Source organism: Halobacteriovorax sp. HLS (assembly GCF_004006665.1).
Taxonomy (GTDB): domain Bacteria; phylum Bdellovibrionota; class Bacteriovoracia; order Bacteriovoracales; family Bacteriovoracaceae; genus Halobacteriovorax.
In genome coordinates, this window is sequence record NZ_QOCL01000012.1 from 175,629 (window position 1) to 195,056 (window position 19,428).

Sequence of the window (19,428 nt, forward strand, 5' to 3'; positions counted from 1 at the left end):
AAATATAGAAGATTTCAAGCTTTAAGGCATTTAGATGGCCAATAGTAATATATCTAAAAGGGACAAGTTTTATCTGTTAAGACTATTCTCTGATCGAGATTAGGAAAGTGATCTCTACTATGACCAGTAGAGAGAAAGATATTACTAAATCCTTCTTGTAGTAGTCTCTGGCAGAAGTCTTCTCCATTGATACTTTCGTCATTTAATTCATGATCAATATAGAAGAAGTCATCTTTATTTAATTTTTCTAAATCAATATCTTGAACTTTTTCAAAAGATAAGAAGTTTTGGGACAGCTTTTGGGCCGTGATTGACCACGACATTCTTATAAGCTCGTCGTCATCGAGGTGAATGATATTTTTCGAATGAGAATTGTTAATAAATGGTAATTCAATAATGACACGAGTTCCTTTATTTAGAGTTGATTCTACTTTTAAAGAACCATTCCAGTTCACGATACTCTCATAAGCTGATGCCAGTCCTATTCCATTACCGGCCTGCTTACCAGCTGAGATAGATATCCCTTCATTTATCTTTTCAAGAATCTCTTTATCAATACCAGTCCCATTATCAGAAATTGTAATATTTAAAATGCCATCATTAAGAGTCAAAGAAACAGATATCTTTGCTGTTAGCTGCTGTGTGGCCTCAATAGCATTATTAAGCAAGTTAGAAAGAACACGTTTAAACATGATTGGAGAAACTGAAATCTGACCATTTACTCCATTATCTTCTAATGTAATATTGATTTTCTGTGCTGCCATTTTTTCAGCAATTATTTGCTTTATAGCTGCGATTGGTTCGATTAAAACGATTTCACTCTTTGGTCTACTTTGGTCAAGTAGATCATTGGCAATATTTTCAATTCTCATTAGAGAAGAGCTTAAGATGGAGTTAGGTTGTTCATTAGTAAGTGACATCTTTATAGCAGATATAGGTCCTCTAATATCGTGTGAAACTTGCCTCGCAATATTGAGTTTCTCTTTGGCAAGCGCCTTAAGTTTATCCGCTTCATTTGATTTCTTAACACCGTCTAAGATATTTTTCATTACTGAGATATAAATCTTTGAAAGAGTATTATTTTTTACTTTATCTTCAAGCTTGGAATAGTGTTCCTTAATTTCATTAATTGATAGTCCCTCTCTACTCATTATAAAAGCATCACGATTAATTTTAATTAATGTAGATGAGATCTTGTAATTAGCGATAACGAAGGTTAAAAAGAGAAATATCGCTAGCGCTATATATAAAGGTAAATTAGTGAGAAATAAATTCTTTGAAATAGACAATAAATTCAAGTGAATACTGAAGTTACCAATATTGTGACCATTATTATTTATGTTAAATGATCTGTCATAGAGAAAATTACTCTCGTAAATATTCTCTCCAATCTGAATTTTGGCAGGAAAAATATTATATTCAGCGGCCGGGCTAAAAATTAGGGTCGCAATATTATTATTCTTAATTGAGTTTAGTAGTATATTTAGACCAATGATATCATTTATCTCAATTGTCTCTTCTAAGAAATTACTTAAACTACCGGCAGTCTTATAAGCACTTTCGTTTATAAACTTCACTTCTTTAACTATCGAGATACCATGAACAAGAATCATCATCGTAAACAAAGTTAGCGCGACATTTCTAAGCGTTAAATGTATTGATTCTAGAATAGATTTCAAAGTTCGATACTCCCAACATCAGGATGTTCAAGAAGATCTGATCCAATTGAAAAACGTTTAAGTCTCTTTGGAAAAAAGAACGGTCGTGTTACTTGCTTAAGTGGGATAGCAAGATGATTTTCCTCTACTTGCACATTCAACTTCTTTACAAGCTTTGCGATATCACTTTTGTTTCCAATATTCATAAGTTCATTATAATTATCCATCAGGTAGCTAGTATCAAAATTAAAGAATTTTTGCTCCTGGTTTGCAAAAGCACTAAAGGTTTCTGCTACGGCATTTTGAGTGGAGTCTAGAAATGGTACAACTAGGTCATAACCAGTCTTTGTTTTCCAGACCATTTCGTTAAGCTCTTGAAATGAAAAGTTCTTTACTTGTACCTTTATTCCAATTTGTTTACTTAATTCGTCAAAGTACTGTTGAAGTTGTTCTTTTTTATCATGTTTCCAATTTGCAAAAATAAAAGTTTTGTCCAGCTTGGAGCTGTCACAATTTTGCTTTGGACTTCCTTGTTCTGATCCAGGGATACCAATTGGTGTAATATACTTCAGTGAGACTTTGTTTTCTTGGTTTTCAAAAAGAATATTTCTAAGTTTAGAAGTCGAAATACAATTGAAAATCTTTGAGCGGCTTTTATCATCCTCAATATTAAAAATAACAATGGCAGACTTTAGAATCGATACATTAAACATATTATAGTTTTCTTTGATACCTTGAGGAATTTGACTTGGTGAGATCCTGTTATAATCTTCTATAGAATCATTTAGTTTTGTCTTATCAAAGCTACTAATGTCATAGAATTTAATCGTGTTATATGCATTCTTCTTTTCATTCTTTCTAACGAGGTGGACTTGTTGAGGACTGTGGACAAGTACTTTAAAGTCTCCTAATCCTATTTCAACATTTTCAATATCACTCTTAATTGATGGAGCGTGAAACAGTAGTGTTAATTTATAGAGTAGGTACTTGGCCGAAGTTTTAAAAGTGTAGTTTAAGCAATTGTCTTTTTCTGTAATTGTATATTCTTGGTCATCTTTTATTGCACCATTTACAGTTTCTTTCAGAGATTTTGTGTCAAAATGGCGTGTCTCGTTAAATGAGATACTCTCATCAATACAGAACTTTATTTGCTTATAGTCTCTACTTGTACTCCAGGTCTTCAAAATCTTTGAATCTAAATTGCCATTCTTATCATAAGAAAAAATAGTTCTATGTGTTTGCTTTAAAACATAGGCACCAATATTACTTAGGGCCATTGCTGGTGTAATTTTAGTCACTCCACCATTAGAAACCACATCCCATGTTGTGTCAGAGGATTTCTTTGAGCAAGAGCTTAAGAGTAAAATGATGAAGCAAATTCTTATTAACATATTATACAGAACCTTTTAAAACCAATATTTTCTAGAAAGCTCATTGAGGCAATATTTCTATTGTGTACGGCCGCGACACTGGCAGTATTTATTTCTTCTATCTTAGAATAGATTGCATTCTTTGCCTTTTTTCTGTGTTCTAAATTTGACTTTGAATTTATCCACATCCATGCAATAAGTGTTTTACTTTCATTTTCAATGGCAAACGGTGTTGTTAAAATAAGACCTATCAATTCGCTTCCAAGATAGAATGAAGTTGACTCGCCATTTTTTAAAATCTGCATACACTCCTCAGTGTAGCGCTCTTTATTAGAAATATCGTAGCTCATTCTAGTAAAGCCATCATCTAATGACTTCTTTAAATCTTCGGTGCTTGAGTTTCTTCTTTCAAGTTCATTTTCAATAGCTCTATTTTCAGGTGCTGGCCTAAACTTTCTTTCTAGACCAAACTTAAAGTTTTCTCCAAAGGTAGTGCTAAACTTTTCTCTGTTTTCATCCAAACTATCTAAGTAAATAGTCGATCTATTGTCCGCAGAGTGATTTCTATAGTCTAGTAGAGCTGTGTCAATCTTTGCTTGCTCAAGTGTACGATAATTAAAATACCTCATGATGACCTCTTGAAAATAAATTCACATAGGTTACAGGCACTAGAACAGTCCACAGGGATTTGCGCAGTATCTATCTCTTTGTCTGCTAACATTTCTTTAAAAGTTTTATTTCTTAATGTCTTAAAAATATCACTTGATATATAATCATCGAACTCTGTGTTGCAAATATCTTGTGTGACATCATTATAGACAAGGTTTCCGCAGCAGTTAGAGTATCCTTTTGCTGGTATATAGGTAAAAGAATCTACATTTGGGCACTTTTCATCTAAGACAGATTCTTCAAACTTAAAATACTTGTAAGTAATATTATTTTCTTGCGCTCTACCGACTTTAGAAACTTTTTGAAAAATTACCTTAACGCCAAGGTCTTTAATAAGCTCTTGGGCCATTAGAAGGTCCTTTGGTTCAGCGATTGCCATAGAGATATTAAAGCTCATGCCTTTTGACTCACAGTAATCTCTTATATTCTTAATATAAGAGTACTCAGTCTTTGTTCCGTGAAAAGCATCAAATGATACTTGCACAAAGTCTAGTCTATCCACCTTATCAAGAAGAATTCTAGTTTGTTCAATACTACTACCAAACCATCCGTTTGTTGTTATTCCAAACTTTGCTTCGAGCTTGTTTGGATGTTCTCTAATAAATTGGTTCATATCTTTTAGATAGAGAGTTGGCTCTCCTCCAGTGAATAGAACAAGCTTTGGAGCATGTTCTTTTATCTGGGTCGTAATATTGGAGATTTCATCATCAGATAGCTTCGATGATACTTGATCAGGACCAGACGAGTTGACGCAGTGTGTGCATGTGTAGTTACACTTGTGTCCTAGAATAATATTTAATTCATTCATCTTCATCTAGTGATCTCTTTTCTAGTTTCTATCTGAGTCGTTAATTACATTGATGAGTGGACCATCTATAATATCTCTAATGCGTTCAAGCTCTCTTTCGAGATCTCTTTCAACATCGTCCAAGTAGGTCGATGAATTAGTAGGAACGTTTGTATATTCACTCTCTACTGCCCAAGCGATAGCTCTAGACGAGTTTTCTATATTTGCATCAATGGCCCAAGCAATAGCTGTTCTTGAGCTATCAACACTTCTTGCCCATGCAATTGCATAAGGGGATAGAGTTATTGAAGGTGGAGCTAACTCCAGTAAATCTTCAAGTGTAGACTCATCACGTCCTTCATATACTTCGATCCAATCCGTTTGTGAGTTTATTTTATTAAGCCTATTTATTAATTGCTCAAATGATAGAGCTCCGAACTTATCGTCGGCCAAGTTTCTAAGAATAATACTTCTCATGACTTTAGATGAACTGCTACGGTTGCCTTCTAAGTCTGTTGGAAAGTTTCTTACTATCTCAGTAACAACTTCACCGTTTTCATCTAGTTTACGAACACTTGTTCCCCATGTAATTGTACCAGTTGCAGCTTCAACTTCTTCTTGCAGTTTCGCCCAAGCGATAACTTCGTGGGATTTTAAAATACCGTCATCTGACAAGACTCTACCAAGGTAAGGAAATGAAGTATCTCTACCAAAGAAATTCTTTAATCTTAAAACATCTTTATCTTCAAGTGAGTTTACATAGAGAGAAGCATTTACTTTATCGTAAAGACCTTTGGACTCAAGCGTAGACTTAAGCTCTGCTTTAGCAACTTCTAGTTTAAGTATCTCTCTTAGATCATCAATGACAATTGGACCTTGAGCATCTCTGATAACATCTAAGACACCATTGGCCTGACAAATGAGACTGCTTCCAAGAGCACTAGATAAGATAACTAATTTACTGATTTGCTTAATATTCATAAATCCTTCCTATGTATTCCTTTATGAATAGCATTTATTTGAATTGGACTCAATGAAGCTTGTAAGAAGTTCTCGAGTGTTAAAAATATAACACTCGTAAGGTGTTGTTTTTACTGTGTCTACAGGAGGGTAGTGAGAAGACCAATTAAGGCACCAAAGACTCCACCCCAAACAACTAGCCAACCTAGGTGTGATTTGATCATATCTTGAATGATTTCTTTAACCATTTTTGGAGTAAGCTCGTTTAGTCTTCCGTCAACTAGGCCTTCGACATTTGAGAAGAGATCACTTGAACCTTCTGAGTTCTTAGTAAGATTCTTGATGAAGTTTTCGTCGTTAATCATATCCGCAATGATCTCTTTAAACTTTAGTTCGAATTGAGGCTTTAGGCCATCAAGAGCACTAGGACCGCCAAACATTCCGATCATAGATCCAAAAGGAGATTCCATAATCGCGGCCTTTAGTTTTTCAAAAACTTTATCAAAGTCAATTGTCTCAACGAGAGTATCTTCTTCAATTTTTAAAAGATTCGTTGTTGATTCGCTCATAAATTTTTCAAAATTCTCTCTAGTAAAGAATTGATTCATTATGAGAGCTCTGATTCCTGTTTTAAATTCTTGGAATCTCTCTGTGATAATTCCCGAACCATAGAGTCCTGGAACTTTTTCAAAGAGCATATGAATCGCCAGCCAGTTTGTTATAGCACCTGAAAATGAGTACAGACCCATGACTTTAATTTGTTCGGAAAAGTATGGAGTAATATAACCAATTACAATTAGAGAAATAGAGATGATATTTGTGAGTAAGCTCTTATTAATCATCAAGCTTTTCCCAGTCGATATCTTTGCCGATAGTCACACCAGAAATTGATCTCTCTCTATCTTTAACGATAAATGGAAATTGTAAAGTTTCAATACCGTCAAACTGATGTTCATAGGCAATCGTAATAGTTTTTGGAACAAAGTCAGTCAGTGTATCCAGGAAGTAATTCTCTGGTAGATTCGCCATCGGATTTTCTTCTTCGTCGTCCATTTCCATTGGGTCCATTGGCCTAGAAGAAGTATTCTTAACTATAATAGCGCCTTGAATTTTTTCTCTTTTGATATCCTTAGTAAGATTCCATGACCCAATATGGAAGAAGTCTAGAAAGAACATTGATTTTCCAAACTTCAATTTTCTAGGGATCAGCAAAGATTGCATGAACTTTCTAGTCGATGGGTCTTTAGATTTCTTGGCCAATTTGTCGGCCAGAGCGCTATCTTCAATTCTTAAAATATAAGCTCCAGGCTTTTTATTTGACATGAAGAGCATATACTGAAAAGCAATGCTGAATAGCGTAAAAAGTTTGTGTTGATCAAAGTGTAGGTGCGGTATCTCGCATTCTACTAGGGTTTTAACAGAATCGTATAAATCTTGTTTACTTAGGTCACTTCGCATGTGATCTTTGGCCTTTGAAATAGAAATTGTGTTACGTATTAAGATTAATTAAGGATTATGGTCCATAATGTCAATGTGCTTCGTAAAATTCTTTAGAAAAATAGTCAAAGACTTAACTTGCCGATTGACTCATTCACGTAATTTCTCTAAGATGCGACTTTGAAAACAATCATTTTATATTAATATAACGTCCAAATATAACTCATATGGAGCAAAGACAATGATTACAAACAAGCTAATGTCGAAAACGAGAAATATCGGTATTTCGGCACACATTGACTCTGGTAAGACTACTCTTACTGAAAGAATTCTTTTTTACTGTGACATGATCCACAAAATCGAAGATGTTCGTGGTGGTGGTGCTGGTGCGACAATGGACCACATGGAACTTGAAAAAGAAAAAGGTATTACAATTACTTCTGCAGCAACGACTGTTTTCTGGAAAGGTATTTCTGGAAAAGGTACTACATTTGCTGACGGTATTGATAAAGATACTAAAATTAATATTATCGATACTCCGGGTCACGTTGACTTTACAGTTGAAGTTGAAAGATCACTAAGAGTTCTTGATGGTGCTATCCTGGTTCTTTGTTCTGTTTCTGGTGTTCAGTCTCAGTCAATTACAGTTGATAGACAAATGAAGAGATATAACGTTCCAAGACTAGCTTTCTTAAACAAGATGGACAGAATGGGAGCGAATGCATTCAATGGTAGAAATGCTCTAAGAGACAAGCTAAACCACAATGCAGTTCTTATGCAATATCCTATCGGAGCTGAAGAAAACTTCGTAGGTGTTGTTGATTTAATTACTAAAACTGCTTATTACTTTGACGGTGATAACGGTGAAAAAGTTAGAGCTGAAGAAGTTCCTGCTGATCTAGTTGATCAAGTAGAAGAACTAAGAGGTGAAATGATTGATGCAGTTGCTGAATATGATGACGCTGTAATGGAAAACTACCTAGAAGGTAATGAGCCATCTGAAGAAGATCTTCACAAGTGTATTAGAATTGGAGTTCAATCTCTTCAATTAACTCCTGTTTATATGGGATCTGCATTTAAGAATAAAGGTGTTCAAGTTCTTCTTGAAGCGGTGACTAGATACCTTCCTTCTCCACTTACTTGTGTTCCTCCTACTGCTAAGACTGAAAAAGATGAAGTTGTTGCAATTTCTCCAGATCCAGCGGAAGAACTACTTGCAATGGCATTTAAGATTACTGATGAGCAATTTGGTCAGTTAACATATACAAGAATCTATAGAGGAACTCTTAATAAGGGTGAAACTGTTTACAACTCAAGAACTGGTAAGAAAGTTAGAGTTGGTAGAATGGTTAGAATGAACTCTAACGACAGAGAGAATATCGATTCGGCACACGCAGGGGATATCATCGCAATCGTTGGTATTGACTGTGCATCAGGTGATACTTTTGTTGGTGATGATAGATCAATTGGTCTTTCTCTTGAAGGTATCCACGTTCCAATCCCAGTTATTGAACTTTCAATTTCTTGTAAGGATAAGAACGAGCAAGCGAAGATGTCTAAAGGTCTTGCAAAATTCCTTAAAGAAGATCCAACTTTCCACGTATTCACAGATGAAGAATCAGGTGAAACAAGAATTGCTGGTATGGGTGAGCTACACCTTGAAATTTACGTAGAAAGACTTAAGCGTGAATTCGGTGCAGAAGTTGTTGTTGGTGCTCCACAGGTTAACTATAGAGAAACAATTAGAACAGAAACTCCATTCGAATATACTCACAAGAAGCAAACTGGTGGTTCTGGTCAGTTCGGTCAAGTTGTTGGTGTTCTTAAGCCACTTACTGCTGATAGAAAAGATAAAGAAGATCAGGTTTTCAAGTTTAACAATGAAATTAAAGGTGGATCTATTCCTAACGAATTCATTGGTGCTTGTGAAAAAGGTTTCCAAGACGTTATGGATCAAGGTCCTCTTGCAGCTTTCCCAGTTATTAACTGTGAAATCTTCCTACAAGACGGTAAGTACCATGATGTAGATTCATCTGATATGGCCTTCAGAATTGCTGCAAGACAAGCGATGAGAAGAGCGATTAATGCTGCTCAGCCAGTACTAATGGAGCCAATCATGAAAGTTGAAGTAACAACTCCTGATGAGTATCAAGGTGGTGTTATTGGTGACCTTTCTTCTAGAAGAGGGATGATCCAAGGTTCTGAAACTGATCCAGGTGGAGAAGTTATCATTAACGCTGAAGTTCCACTTTCTGAAATGTTTGGTTATTCAAATGTTCTTAGATCTATGTCTGCTGGTAAAGCAACATATACAATGGAATTCGCTAAGTATCACGACTGTCCTTCTAACATCCAAACAGATGTTATGAAAGCAAGAGCTGAAAAACTAGCTAGTGACGATTAGAAAATAATTAAATTATTTTATATCGAAAGGCCGCAAGAAATTGCGGCCTTTTTTATTGTGATATTATTTCTTGCTCTGTAGCTACTTCTAGCTTGCTCATAATCATCCGGCATATAAGTGAATTGGTCGGTAATTTTCTTCATAGATTTAGTTTAGATGAATTTTGAAAACTGTATGCAAGTTGAGCATTAATTTTAGAGTATGTTTAAATATTAAACACTTTCTATGCCTATAACTTGAGACAGTTATTCTCTTGGTTTTTTACGTTATAAAATGATCTAAATTGTAGAAATTACTCAAGAATTTCTTTGAGTAATAGATTCAAGTACTAAATAATTCTAGCCGATAGGATAATATATCTATGAAGTATATTAAAGACATCCTCATATTAACTCTTCTCGTTTTCAATGCTAGCTCCTTTGCTATTGAAGATAAGGATATTGTTAATCTTGCAAAGAGATCCCTTGAGCAAGTTAATACTACTTTTAGATATACTTGTGGTGCAGAGTTAAAAGAGTCAAGTGAGTGTCCATATATGGTAGGTCAGTTTCGCATAGACACTAACACTGGTTTATTTTTTCAAATGATTTCTGATTCCCCTTGGGATTCATGTAAACGAACTATACCTTCTTCAAAGTATATTTCTGTAAAAGAGCTTGAGGAGAAATTCTCTAAAACTCAGGGGCGCGATCTGGGGATTACGGAAAATTATTTTACAGGAAAAATTAATGAATGCTTTGATCGACGTGACAAGAGTGAAGAAGAGGTTAGTATTCAGAAAAAAGCAATCGTCTCAATGAGCTATAATTATCTTAACAAGATTAAAGATAATACTCATCAGCTCTCGCAAGAAATTGCAAATATTAACTCGATACTTGGAACTGAGATAAAGAAAGATCTTCCTTGTGATGAATTTAATATGCCTCACGATAGCAGTTACTGTCGCTCCATAGAGGCCAATAAGTGTCAGGCCCAAGGGGGAGTGAATAATCTAAGTGATGATATTTTTACCAATGCTATAGAGCCAATCTATGCCATTGCTTTAAAGATTAAAGAAGTTAGAAGAAATTATTCAGGAAGAGGTTACGCGCAGATTAAGAACAAAAAAATTAACGAATTAAAATCTATGGTCGAATTTATTAAGGCCGAAAATCCTATCTTGCACGGAAATATACTTTCTGACTATATTGATGACGATATTATTGATGATCGAATAAAGCCAACGAAGAGTGATTTACTTAGTAAAGTTAAGCAGCAATTTCTTGAAAATAAGAAAATATTAAATGAGAAACTAAGAAGAAATATTAGAATGAATGACTGTATTCTTTATGGTGATAGTGGACAGTGTGATGACTTTGAAGAAGACCTTGCTAGTATTCCTTATCAATCGAGTGCTATGGCATTTTCTAGAGATGAAATTGCAAATCCAAACTCGAGACTAAAGCAATTAGCAAGAGAGGAGCTCTATCAATTACCAGAATGTATTGATAGAACACGAAACTTAAAAAATGAATTTAATGACTTTGCTCTAAACACTTCACTTAATGTAGGACTAACCGTCTTAACAGGTGGGGCAGGACTTGTGCTAAGAGCTGGACAGTTGGGAAAGATGGCCATGACTGCAACTAAAGTAGGAACACTTGGTGTCGACACTGCCTTTCTAGGAAAAGGAGCTTATGAAGCTATTGATAAGTGTGATGAAGAGCTAAATGGCATGGAGAAGATTGGCGATTCTAAGCAAGAAAATATTTGTCCTACTGGGGTTAAGTCGGCCGAGTATATTAGAACTTCAAATATTCGAGGTTGTGTGACAGCGGCCCTATTGACTTCAATTGATGCTCTTCCCTTTGTTCCTGCAATTGCAGCTAAAGGAGTTAAGATGTCTCAGGCAGCAAAGCAAACTGAAAGAGAGCTTGCTCACCTCAGAAAGGATCCTCAGGTTAAAGAGGTTAAAGAGAGTTTCGAATCTCTGGAGATTGATCTTAAGGTTACTGGTTGTGGAAGATATAATAAAAAGAATTGTTCTTCTTTTGTTGAAAGCAATAGAGATAGACTCACAAGTATGCATAAGAAGTGTTTGAATAAAAAAATTGCAACTGTCTATAATAAAACCTGTACTGACTTAGAAGTATTTTTAAATGAGCACGAAGTGTTAAGACTTTCAGATATGATTCCTAAAGATAAGCAAGGAAAGTCTGTTGTTGTTGAGTTTAACTCTGGTAGGGGACATATCACGCTAAGGTACTTCAAAGAAGTTGTAGATGAAAATGGACAAAAAGTAATGAAGGCCTTTTCTTACGATGGAACTTCTTGGTTATTGCCTAGGAGAGTTAATGAAAAGATGCTTAGTAAAAGCAAGAATGCAGACTCTTTTGACAGTCTAGATAAAGTGGTCCCAGGTAGTCATTATGTTTTAGATATTTCTCCTAAGCAAGTTGAGATGATTCATGATGTGGCAAAGAAGGGAGGGTTTTCAAAGGCCTGTACCCATGATGCTCGTGTTGCATTAGATGAGGCCGGCGTTCTTTCAATGCCTAAAGGAATGGGAAGTGCGTTTGATAAAATAACGATTAAGCAACTTGCTAATGACTTAACCAGTAAGTATGGAAAACCAAAGCATAGTACAATCAAATCCCTTGAAGAGTCCCTTGACCCTAGTAAAGCTGGATTTTCTGATGAGCAGTGGAAGACATTTGCTGTTACAGAATATGGCTGGGCCGTTCTTACTCCTGTTACTGTTGGAGTGGTTTATCCTACGGCCGTAGCAAGTACTGCGATGATAACGGTGACTATAGTTGATAGTGATGGAAGAATGTTTAATCTGACACAACAGAAGTACCGCGAACTCGTCGACGAGTTAAAGAGTCTATAGGTCTAAAACTAGAATATCTTCTAAGAAAAATGCTGAAAGTTCAGAACGACCTTTAATATTTGCTTTTTGGTAAAGATTAGAACAGTGTTGTTTAATTGTTTTCTCAGAACTCGAACGTATCTCAGATATTTCCCTGACTGATAGTCCTTTTAGAAGTAATAGAGCGATATCCTTTTCAGACTTAGTTAAAGACCATCGCTCAAGCTGATCATTTATCTTTTGACCAATTCCTTGACTTAAGTGCTGGGTTTCTTCTTTATAATGACTGAGGTCTTCTTTTAGTTTCTCAATATTTACTTGAATATCTCGAACCTTACTTTTGGCCTTTAAATATTTGTTCCATAAGACTAACACTCCTAATGTACCAAGAACCATGACTAAGACTTCTTTAACGACATGAGATAGAGATGCTCCCTCATTTAAGTCATCAACAATATCTAGTCCTAAGACGACGATGAGTATCAAAAATATCAGAGTTAATAGCTTTCGTTCACTTATGTTTAACATTATTCTTCTAGGACTTAGGTTATAATTACGCTTACAATTCAAAGCTTTTCAATAATATAGCTCATTCTAGGACTTAGGTCTAATTGTTAAATATTGATTAAGGCCCGACAATTAACTTATCACCTGGAGGTAATTAGTGACAAGAATAATTCACATGGAAACGCTTAAACCTAAGTTTTCATATACTACTGATGAAATTGTAGAAGCGGCCTGTAATAGTTGGTTGTTAAAAGCAGATGAGCTAACAAGAAGAAAGGCCCTTAAAATTTTCAAAGGATCACAAATTGATGTGAGAAATGCAGTCGTTCCATTGGATATTGCATTTGGCGAATTAAGCTTTGAGCAGAAGAATAATATTTATAAAGAAGAGATGGTTAAGTACGGTGTTGAACTTTTGTCCAATGCTATATCTAGCTCGGGGATAGATCCAAAAGAAATCGACTATATTATTACGACAAGTTGTACTGGGTTTATGATTCCTTCTGTTGATGCCTATTTAGTGAATGAGCTAGGACTTAGAAAAGACGTAGTGCGACTACCTGTTACAGAAATGGGCTGCGCTGGAGGTACTGCAGGTCTTATTTATGCGAATGATTTTCTAAAAGCAAACCCAGATAAAACAGCTGTTCTCTTAACTATGGAAATACCAAGCATAACATTTCAAAGAGATGACTTTTCCGCTGAAAACCTTGTGAGTACAGCAATTTTCTCTGACGGCTTTGCTTGTGCGATACTTAAAGGTGGAGAAGGTAGAGGTGCTCATATCGTAGATACGGATATGTACCACTTTCACGGAGGAACACATCTAATGGGGTTTAATCTTGTAAATAGTGGTCTTAAAATTGTTTTAGATAAAGAAGTACCTAATGCTATTGAAGGTCATTTCGAAAGTATCTTCTTACCTTTTTTAAAAAGAAATGGTCTTCAGATTGATGATATCCAACACTATATGTTTCATCCAGGTGGCAAGAAAATTATCAATATGGTTCAAGATTATATCAGCGATTATGGCAAAGATATTAGCGAATCAAAGTGGGTTCTTAATAATCACGGTAATATGTCGAGCGCAACAATTTTACATATCTTTGATAGAGTAAATACCGCAAGAGATATTAAAACTGGAGATATGGGCTATATGCTTGCATTTGGACCCGGGTTTATGGCCCAGAGTTTAATTCTTAAATGGGAAAATGAGTGAGAAAGACTTTAATACTTTCCATTGTTTTAAGTTTTATTTCTCTTGCTTACTTTGCAAGAGACATTAAACAAAGAAATCCAGAATCTCTATTCTTAACAGATGCGGATAAGATTTCTCTAGATAACTATAAAAATCAATTTCCGATTCGTTCTAAGTTGATCGCCTTTAAGTTAGGCAAACCTACAGTCGAAAAATACTTAGAACTGGAGAAAGTTGCCTTCGAAGTAGCAGGAATTTGTGATGGAAGTTGTGATGTGATTCTTCCACATGAGTTGTACTTAGACCGTAAGAAGTTTTACAAATCTATTGAAGATGGAAATTTTAGAAAAGGTTCCCTTATTTGGGAAAGCTCTATGGGAATGCTTATTTTAACTGATGAACTTAAGCTCGATGTTGAAAAGAAGATTTTAGCTCGACTTGATGGAGAGTTTAGGGTTGTGGGGCACGGACATATTAATAACTTACTAGATATTGCTTCTAGAACCGTGCAAGATAGAATCTTTCCACTAGTCTTTGTTTTTTCTTTTCTTATTCTTTTCTTTGTTACTAGAAAATTAAAGAATGCTGTAATTCTCTTCTTTGCTCCTTTGTACTCAAGTCTTTTGTCTCTTGCTTCTATTAAGCTCTTCTTTCTAGACATGAATATGGTTACTTCTATAGTTCCACTAATCACTTTTATAATAGGGCTTTCAATTTCATTGCACCTCTACTACACAAGTGAGGGATTTCATAGCTTTCGTAAGGCCATTAATTTAAAAAAACGACCAATCTTCTTGATGGTAGTAACCACATTTATTGGGTTTACTTCTTTAGTTGTTAGCGAAATTGAAGTGATCAGGCACTTTGGAGTTCTCTGTGGTCTTCTTATTGGGTTAAGCTCAATTATCTCTGTTGCCTGGCCTCTACTTCTTGAGCAGTACTTCACATTTTCTATATCACGTAAGTCTAGTATTTATTCAATCTATCCAAGAAGAACATTCCCGAAAAAGGTTATTGCGATAATTTTTTTATTTTCTCTAATAGGTGGAAGTTATGGAATACGTAATATTAAAATAGTCACAGATGCAACTAATTACTTCTTAGGTGATAATCAAGTTAAAGAGAATTTATCTTTATCTCAAAATTTGAGTGGAGGAGTTCCACTTGTAGATATTATTTTAGATAAGAGTGAAGGATTGGTGTTCTCAGAGTTAGTTTTAATATCTAACTTAGAAAAAGAAATTCTAGAAGATAAATCGATAAGAATTCACTCTCAACTAAACTCTATAAGAGAAATTAATTCACTATATACTGGTAATAATACCATCTCGGATAATAAATTTAGCTTTCTTGCTCTAAATTCTAAAGTGCCGGCACAGATTAGTGAAAACCTTCTTGAGAAGAGTTATAGAATTACAATTATTGGAAAAACATCCGATGTTGATGATTTCATGAAAACGCTAAAGGTAATAGAAGATAAATTAGAGGGGAGAGCATTTAGTTTTAATGGACTCTTTTATAATTTAATGACTTCTCAAAAAGAAATGATTCACACTCTTGCAGCGAGCTTTTTCACCTCTTTGATTTGTATGAGTATTATCGTTCTTATCGTCTTTAAGAAAATAAATATTTTTCTATCCTTTTTATTAGTAAATATCTTTCCGGTTGGAATTAGTCTTTGCCTATTTCCAATCTTTGGTCTTTCTCTCAATATTGCGACTGTGATGACTTATAGTATTGGACTGGGAATTGTTGTAGATAGTTCATTTCATATTTATCACTCTCTAATGAATCGACAAATGAATTTTCATGATTATTACTTTGCAACGGTTCGACCAATTATTACGAGTTCAGTATTGTTATGCTTTTGCTTTAGTCTATTTTCTCTTTATGATTTTTTACCAATTAGAGAGTTTGGAATAAACCTTTCTATTATTATTTTTCTTGGATTGATCTTTGATCTCTTTGTATTACCGACATTGTTCTTAAAAAACACTTTCCTCTTTGGAGATGCTCATGAAAATTTATGATGTAGCCATTATTGGAGCAGGTCCTGCTGGGTCTATTCTTTCTTGGAAGCTTTCTAAAAATAGACTAAGTACTATTGTCTTTGAGGGGCGCAGTGAAGTGACTCGCAAAGTCTGTGGGGAGTACCTCTGTCCTTTAGGAGTTAAACTTTTAAAAGAGATTGGTCTAGGTGAAATATTAAAAAAATTTAATCCTGTTTTAGGAATGGATATCTATACTCCAAAAGGAATTGCTGTAAAGTCACTTTTTCCTGAAACTAAGAACTTTAATGAAAAAGGGGTTTCCTTAAACAGAAAAGTATTTGATCAGGCCCTGGTAGACAAGTCTGCTGCCAGTGGAACAGAGTTTAGATTTAGCTCAATGATTACAGATATACACTTCAATGGTTCATTTTGGACTATTGTCAAATCTGACGGTGAGACTTTTAGAAGTAGGTTATTAGTTGGAGCTGATGGGCGTCGTTCCTTAGTTGCTAAGAAAATGAAGCTTTCAAGCAAAGAGAAGTCGAGTAGGATCGCAATTCATTGTTGGTTGAAGGGAGAAAATAAACTTGCACGCAAAGGACAGATGCATTTATTTAGTGATGGATCATATATTGGAATTGATCCTATTAATAGTGATGAAGTGAATATCTCTCTTGTTTGTGATTCTCAGAAAATTAAAGAGTTCAAAAATGCTAAGAATGTTCTTATGCACTTTTTAAATAAGAGTGAACAATTAAAAGTTTCTTTAGGCCCATATGAAAACATTTCTAAAGTTTATACAGTGTTTCCTGTCACTCATAAGGTAAGTGATGTTATTTCTCATCAGTGCGCGCTCATTGGCGATGCTGCTGGATTCTTAGACCCATTGACAGGAGAGGGGATCTTTAATGCGATCTGGAGTTCTGTGAACTTGGCCGATTCAATCGTTGATAGTCAATATTCTCTTAGTAACTCTACAGTTGCCTTGAATTTATATCGGCAGAAGTATCGTTCTTTCTTTAGGCAAAAGAAGGTTATAAATAATATTTTTCAATGGTTAATTAGAAGAGAAGCTTTAGTCGAAGTTATTGGCTCACTACTTAAAAATAGCTCAAAGCGCTCTAACGCTTTCATTGGTATAATTGGAAATGTTTACAAACCACTAACTGGTTTATTAAAAATAATTTTTTGAGGTTTATATGAAATATTTATTTTCACTTATCACTTTACTCATTTCAATTTCAAGCTTGGCCCAAATTGAGATGTTTTCTTATAAGACTTATGAGGAGTCTGAAAATGCTTCGAGCCGTATTATCTTCAATATGGAGTCTACAAAGGCAGGACTTATCACAACTTCATTCAAGGGTGTTGCTAAGAAATTTAGCGTAGATTACTCGCTTGATAATGAGCAGATGAAGGATGTCACTATTTTTGTAGAGGTAAGTGAGTTAGATACAGACAATGGTGCTCGAAACGAGAAGATGAAGCAGATGTGTTTTGAGCTTGAAAAGTTTCCAAGGATAGTAATTAGATTAAAGAGTGACTTTCAGCTTAATAGTTCAGGTGAAGTCTTGGCACAGATTCAAGCCCGAGGAAAATGGTTTCCTATTGTCCTTAGAATCAATTCTGTATTTAAGAATGGTGAATTAAATCTAAATGGCGTGGCCTCAGTGTCTTTGAAAGAACTAGGGATTCCAGATCCTTCTATTTGGATTGCAACAGTACGAGATCGAGTAGATTTAGAGTTTTCACTAAGCATGAGTATAAGAAAATAACTACTTAAGGTTCTCTTTTTTCAACCCGATAGGTAGATGAGGGAGAATTATGAAATTTTATACACTTATCACTATCTTTACTTTAATTAATCTAAATTATTCTTTTGCTGATGAGGCAAATAAGGAATTCAAGGAAATTGAAAAGGTCATAGAACAAGTTGAAATTTTAGAAGATGCAAAGCATGGTCCTAATAATTCAATTAATTATAATTGCCAAGACTGTATGAAAGATACAGATATTTCAAGTGCGGTAGAGATCAATTCCGACGAGATTAAGCTTGAAAAGAGAATGTTTGTAAAAGGTAAAGACGACAATAGAATTGTTATCAAGCGTACGAAAGATTCACCAAAGAAATTTACAATTACTTTTGATGAAAGACATAGAACTTGTAAGAAGTATGTCTCCTTTAGAAATCCATTTAGTGGTCAACTTGGTTTTGATTGTTTAATACCAGGAACTAACTATAGTGAAGATTCTATCACACTAGATCTATCTGATAGAGAGCTGAAAGGGGATAGCGAGTATATAGAAATAGAGCTCGTTAAACTCTCAATTAGGAATAAGGGGCATGTAAATGCTCGCTTTAGAGATCAATCAGGTAAGAGAATTAGCTCAGAGCGTGGCTCTAAAGTATTATTCTTTGGGACAAAGTATAATTTAAAGTAATTTTAATAAGTTACATCTCAGTAAAAATTACTTAACAGGTAGATATCTTTTCTAGGAACTATATAATGTTCTCATTATAAATATTCCTAGGAAAACCATGAAGATTTCACTCTTAGTCATGACATTCAGCTTAGCTATCTCTTTAAATAGTGCCGCCAAACTGAAGGTGCTCTATGGTAGTGACGATAGAAGAGAAGTTCGCAATCATCCTAGTGAAGTGCTACGCAACCTTTCTAAATCTGTAGCAGGACGAGTTAATCAAAATGATCTCTATGCAGTTGCAGATAGCTCTAATGAGCAGCTTAGTTCAGCTATTCGTGAATTAAGGCAGCTCTATATGGAACTTGGAATTCCTTTTGATTCTCGCCTCGTTCTTGATGCCCCAGATTCAAACCGAGATATTACATCTTATGAGTATGAAGTTGATAATCTTCAACAGAGAATTAATGCTTGCTCTACTGAGAGATTCTTAGACCAGCCAGTACTTATGTCTTGTACAGGCTTTCTTGTAGGTAAGGACTTACTTGTAACTGCTGGTCACTGTATGGTTAATAATTTTGACTGCTCAGGCTTTAAGTGGGTCTTTGACTTTCAAGAGGGAGTTAAGAAGATTCCTTCTGAGAATGTTTATAGCTGTGAAAAAATACTGGCCCAAGAACAAGTATCAATTCCTATTCTAGGAACAACTGATTACGCTCTAATTAAGCTTGATCGAGAAGTGACAACTGGTGCTCCTCTAAAGTTTAGAACTGAAGGGAGAATTGAAAAGGGAACAAGTGTTGCTGTAATTGGTCACCCACTAGGGCTACCTCTGAAGATTGCAGATAATGCTAGAGTTCGCGCTGTATTTGGTAAAACTTTTAAGGCCAACCTAGATACCTATGGAGGTAACTCAGGTTCACCGGTAGTTGATGCTAAAACAGGCCTCGTCGAGGGAATCTTAGTTCATGGTGCAGATGATCTAGAAATGAATGGTGACTGTACTGTCTCTAGAAGAGAGGATGGAAAAAAAGAAGGAATTTATAAGATTACGAGATTAAAGTTCTTGCAAGATTATTTTAAGTCAAATAGCTTAGACTAGCTCTACACTAAAGTATAAAAACTACCTCAAAATTCATTTAGTTTACAAAATAGCTTGAACTAATTGCACTTAT

General features: G+C 35.0%; 17 protein-coding genes. 8 read left to right on the top strand and 9 right to left on the bottom strand.

What is annotated here, in order from left to right; genetic code table 11:
* Positions 1–53: 53 nt before the first annotated feature.
* The 7 genes from DPQ89_RS13195 to DPQ89_RS13225 form a co-directional block, all read right to left on the bottom strand.
* Complete coding sequence (locus DPQ89_RS13195) at positions 54–1,679, bottom strand: sensor histidine kinase KdpD (RefSeq protein WP_127717494.1); 1,626 nt, start codon at positions 1,677–1,679, stop codon at positions 54–56.
* Positions 1,676–3,049: a hypothetical protein gene (locus tag DPQ89_RS13200; RefSeq protein ID WP_127717495.1), complete on the bottom strand. Its 1,374-nt coding sequence runs from the start codon at positions 3,047–3,049 to the stop codon at positions 1,676–1,678. The genes DPQ89_RS13195 and DPQ89_RS13200 overlap by 4 nt, the downstream gene beginning before the upstream one ends.
* Positions 3,043–3,657 carry a hypothetical protein gene (locus tag DPQ89_RS13205; protein ID WP_127717496.1) on the bottom strand — a complete coding sequence of 205 codons (615 nt, stop codon included), beginning with the start codon at positions 3,655–3,657 and terminating at the stop codon, positions 3,043–3,045. The genes DPQ89_RS13200 and DPQ89_RS13205 overlap by 7 nt, the downstream gene beginning before the upstream one ends.
* On the bottom strand, positions 3,654–4,505 hold the full coding sequence (locus DPQ89_RS13210) for a radical SAM protein (protein ID WP_164848399.1): 852 nt from the start codon (positions 4,503–4,505) through the stop codon (positions 3,654–3,656). The genes DPQ89_RS13205 and DPQ89_RS13210 overlap by 4 nt, the downstream gene beginning before the upstream one ends.
* Before the next feature lie 21 nt (positions 4,506–4,526).
* Positions 4,527–5,465: a hypothetical protein gene (locus tag DPQ89_RS13215; protein ID WP_127717498.1), complete on the bottom strand. Its 939-nt coding sequence runs from the start codon at positions 5,463–5,465 to the stop codon at positions 4,527–4,529.
* Between the two features lie 119 nt (positions 5,466–5,584).
* Entirely contained in the window at positions 5,585–6,283 is a 699-nt protein-coding gene (locus DPQ89_RS13220) for a DUF445 domain-containing protein (protein WP_127717523.1), read from the bottom strand.
* Positions 6,279–6,767, bottom strand: coding sequence for a hypothetical protein (locus DPQ89_RS13225; RefSeq protein WP_127717499.1), 489 nt, complete (start codon positions 6,765–6,767; stop codon positions 6,279–6,281). The genes DPQ89_RS13220 and DPQ89_RS13225 overlap by 5 nt, the downstream gene beginning before the upstream one ends.
* Before the next feature lie 355 nt (positions 6,768–7,122).
* On the opposite strand from DPQ89_RS13225, the gene fusA reads away from it, so the two are divergent.
* Complete coding sequence (fusA, locus tag DPQ89_RS13230) at positions 7,123–9,285, top strand: elongation factor G (RefSeq protein WP_127717500.1); 2,163 nt, start codon at positions 7,123–7,125, stop codon at positions 9,283–9,285.
* A gap of 17 nt (positions 9,286–9,302) precedes the next feature.
* Here fusA and DPQ89_RS18760 read toward each other — a convergent pair whose 3' ends face one another.
* Complete coding sequence (locus tag DPQ89_RS18760; protein ID WP_255411328.1) at positions 9,303–9,428, bottom strand: hypothetical protein; 126 nt, start codon at positions 9,426–9,428, stop codon at positions 9,303–9,305.
* Between the two features lie 218 nt (positions 9,429–9,646).
* On the opposite strand from DPQ89_RS18760, the gene DPQ89_RS13235 reads away from it, so the two are divergent.
* Complete coding sequence (locus DPQ89_RS13235) at positions 9,647–12,157, top strand: hypothetical protein (protein ID WP_127717501.1); 2,511 nt, start codon at positions 9,647–9,649, stop codon at positions 12,155–12,157.
* On the opposite strand, the gene DPQ89_RS13240 is transcribed toward DPQ89_RS13235, so the two are convergent.
* Positions 12,152–12,664, bottom strand: coding sequence for a LuxR C-terminal-related transcriptional regulator (locus DPQ89_RS13240; protein ID WP_127717502.1), 513 nt, complete (start codon positions 12,662–12,664; stop codon positions 12,152–12,154). The two genes, DPQ89_RS13235 and DPQ89_RS13240, sit on opposite strands and share 6 nt — an antisense overlap.
* A gap of 136 nt (positions 12,665–12,800) precedes the next feature.
* On the opposite strand from DPQ89_RS13240, the gene DPQ89_RS13245 reads away from it, so the two are divergent.
* The 6 genes from DPQ89_RS13245 to DPQ89_RS13270 all read left to right on the top strand — a co-directional run bounded on the left by DPQ89_RS13245 (position 12,801) and on the right by DPQ89_RS13270 (position 19,355).
* Complete coding sequence (locus DPQ89_RS13245; RefSeq protein WP_206611172.1) at positions 12,801–13,862, top strand: type III polyketide synthase; 1,062 nt, start codon at positions 12,801–12,803, stop codon at positions 13,860–13,862.
* On the top strand, positions 13,859–15,871 hold the full coding sequence (locus DPQ89_RS13250) for a hypothetical protein (RefSeq protein ID WP_127717503.1): 2,013 nt from the start codon (positions 13,859–13,861) through the stop codon (positions 15,869–15,871). The genes DPQ89_RS13245 and DPQ89_RS13250 overlap by 4 nt, the downstream gene beginning before the upstream one ends.
* Positions 15,858–17,024 carry an NAD(P)/FAD-dependent oxidoreductase gene (locus tag DPQ89_RS13255; protein ID WP_164848401.1) on the top strand — a complete coding sequence of 389 codons (1,167 nt, stop codon included), beginning with the start codon at positions 15,858–15,860 and terminating at the stop codon, positions 17,022–17,024. Before DPQ89_RS13250 ends, DPQ89_RS13255 begins: the two co-directional genes overlap by 14 nt.
* A gap of 7 nt (positions 17,025–17,031) precedes the next feature.
* Positions 17,032–17,607, top strand: coding sequence for a YceI family protein (locus DPQ89_RS13260; protein ID WP_127717505.1), 576 nt, complete (start codon positions 17,032–17,034; stop codon positions 17,605–17,607).
* A gap of 49 nt (positions 17,608–17,656) precedes the next feature.
* Positions 17,657–18,274, top strand: a complete 618-nt coding sequence (locus tag DPQ89_RS13265; RefSeq protein WP_127717506.1) for a hypothetical protein — start codon at positions 17,657–17,659, stop codon at positions 18,272–18,274.
* 97 nt (positions 18,275–18,371) lie between these two features.
* Positions 18,372–19,355 (top strand): serine protease, encoded by a 984-nt coding sequence (locus tag DPQ89_RS13270; RefSeq protein WP_127717507.1) that lies wholly within the window; start codon positions 18,372–18,374, stop codon positions 19,353–19,355.
* The last annotated feature ends 73 nt before the right edge of the window (positions 19,356–19,428 follow it).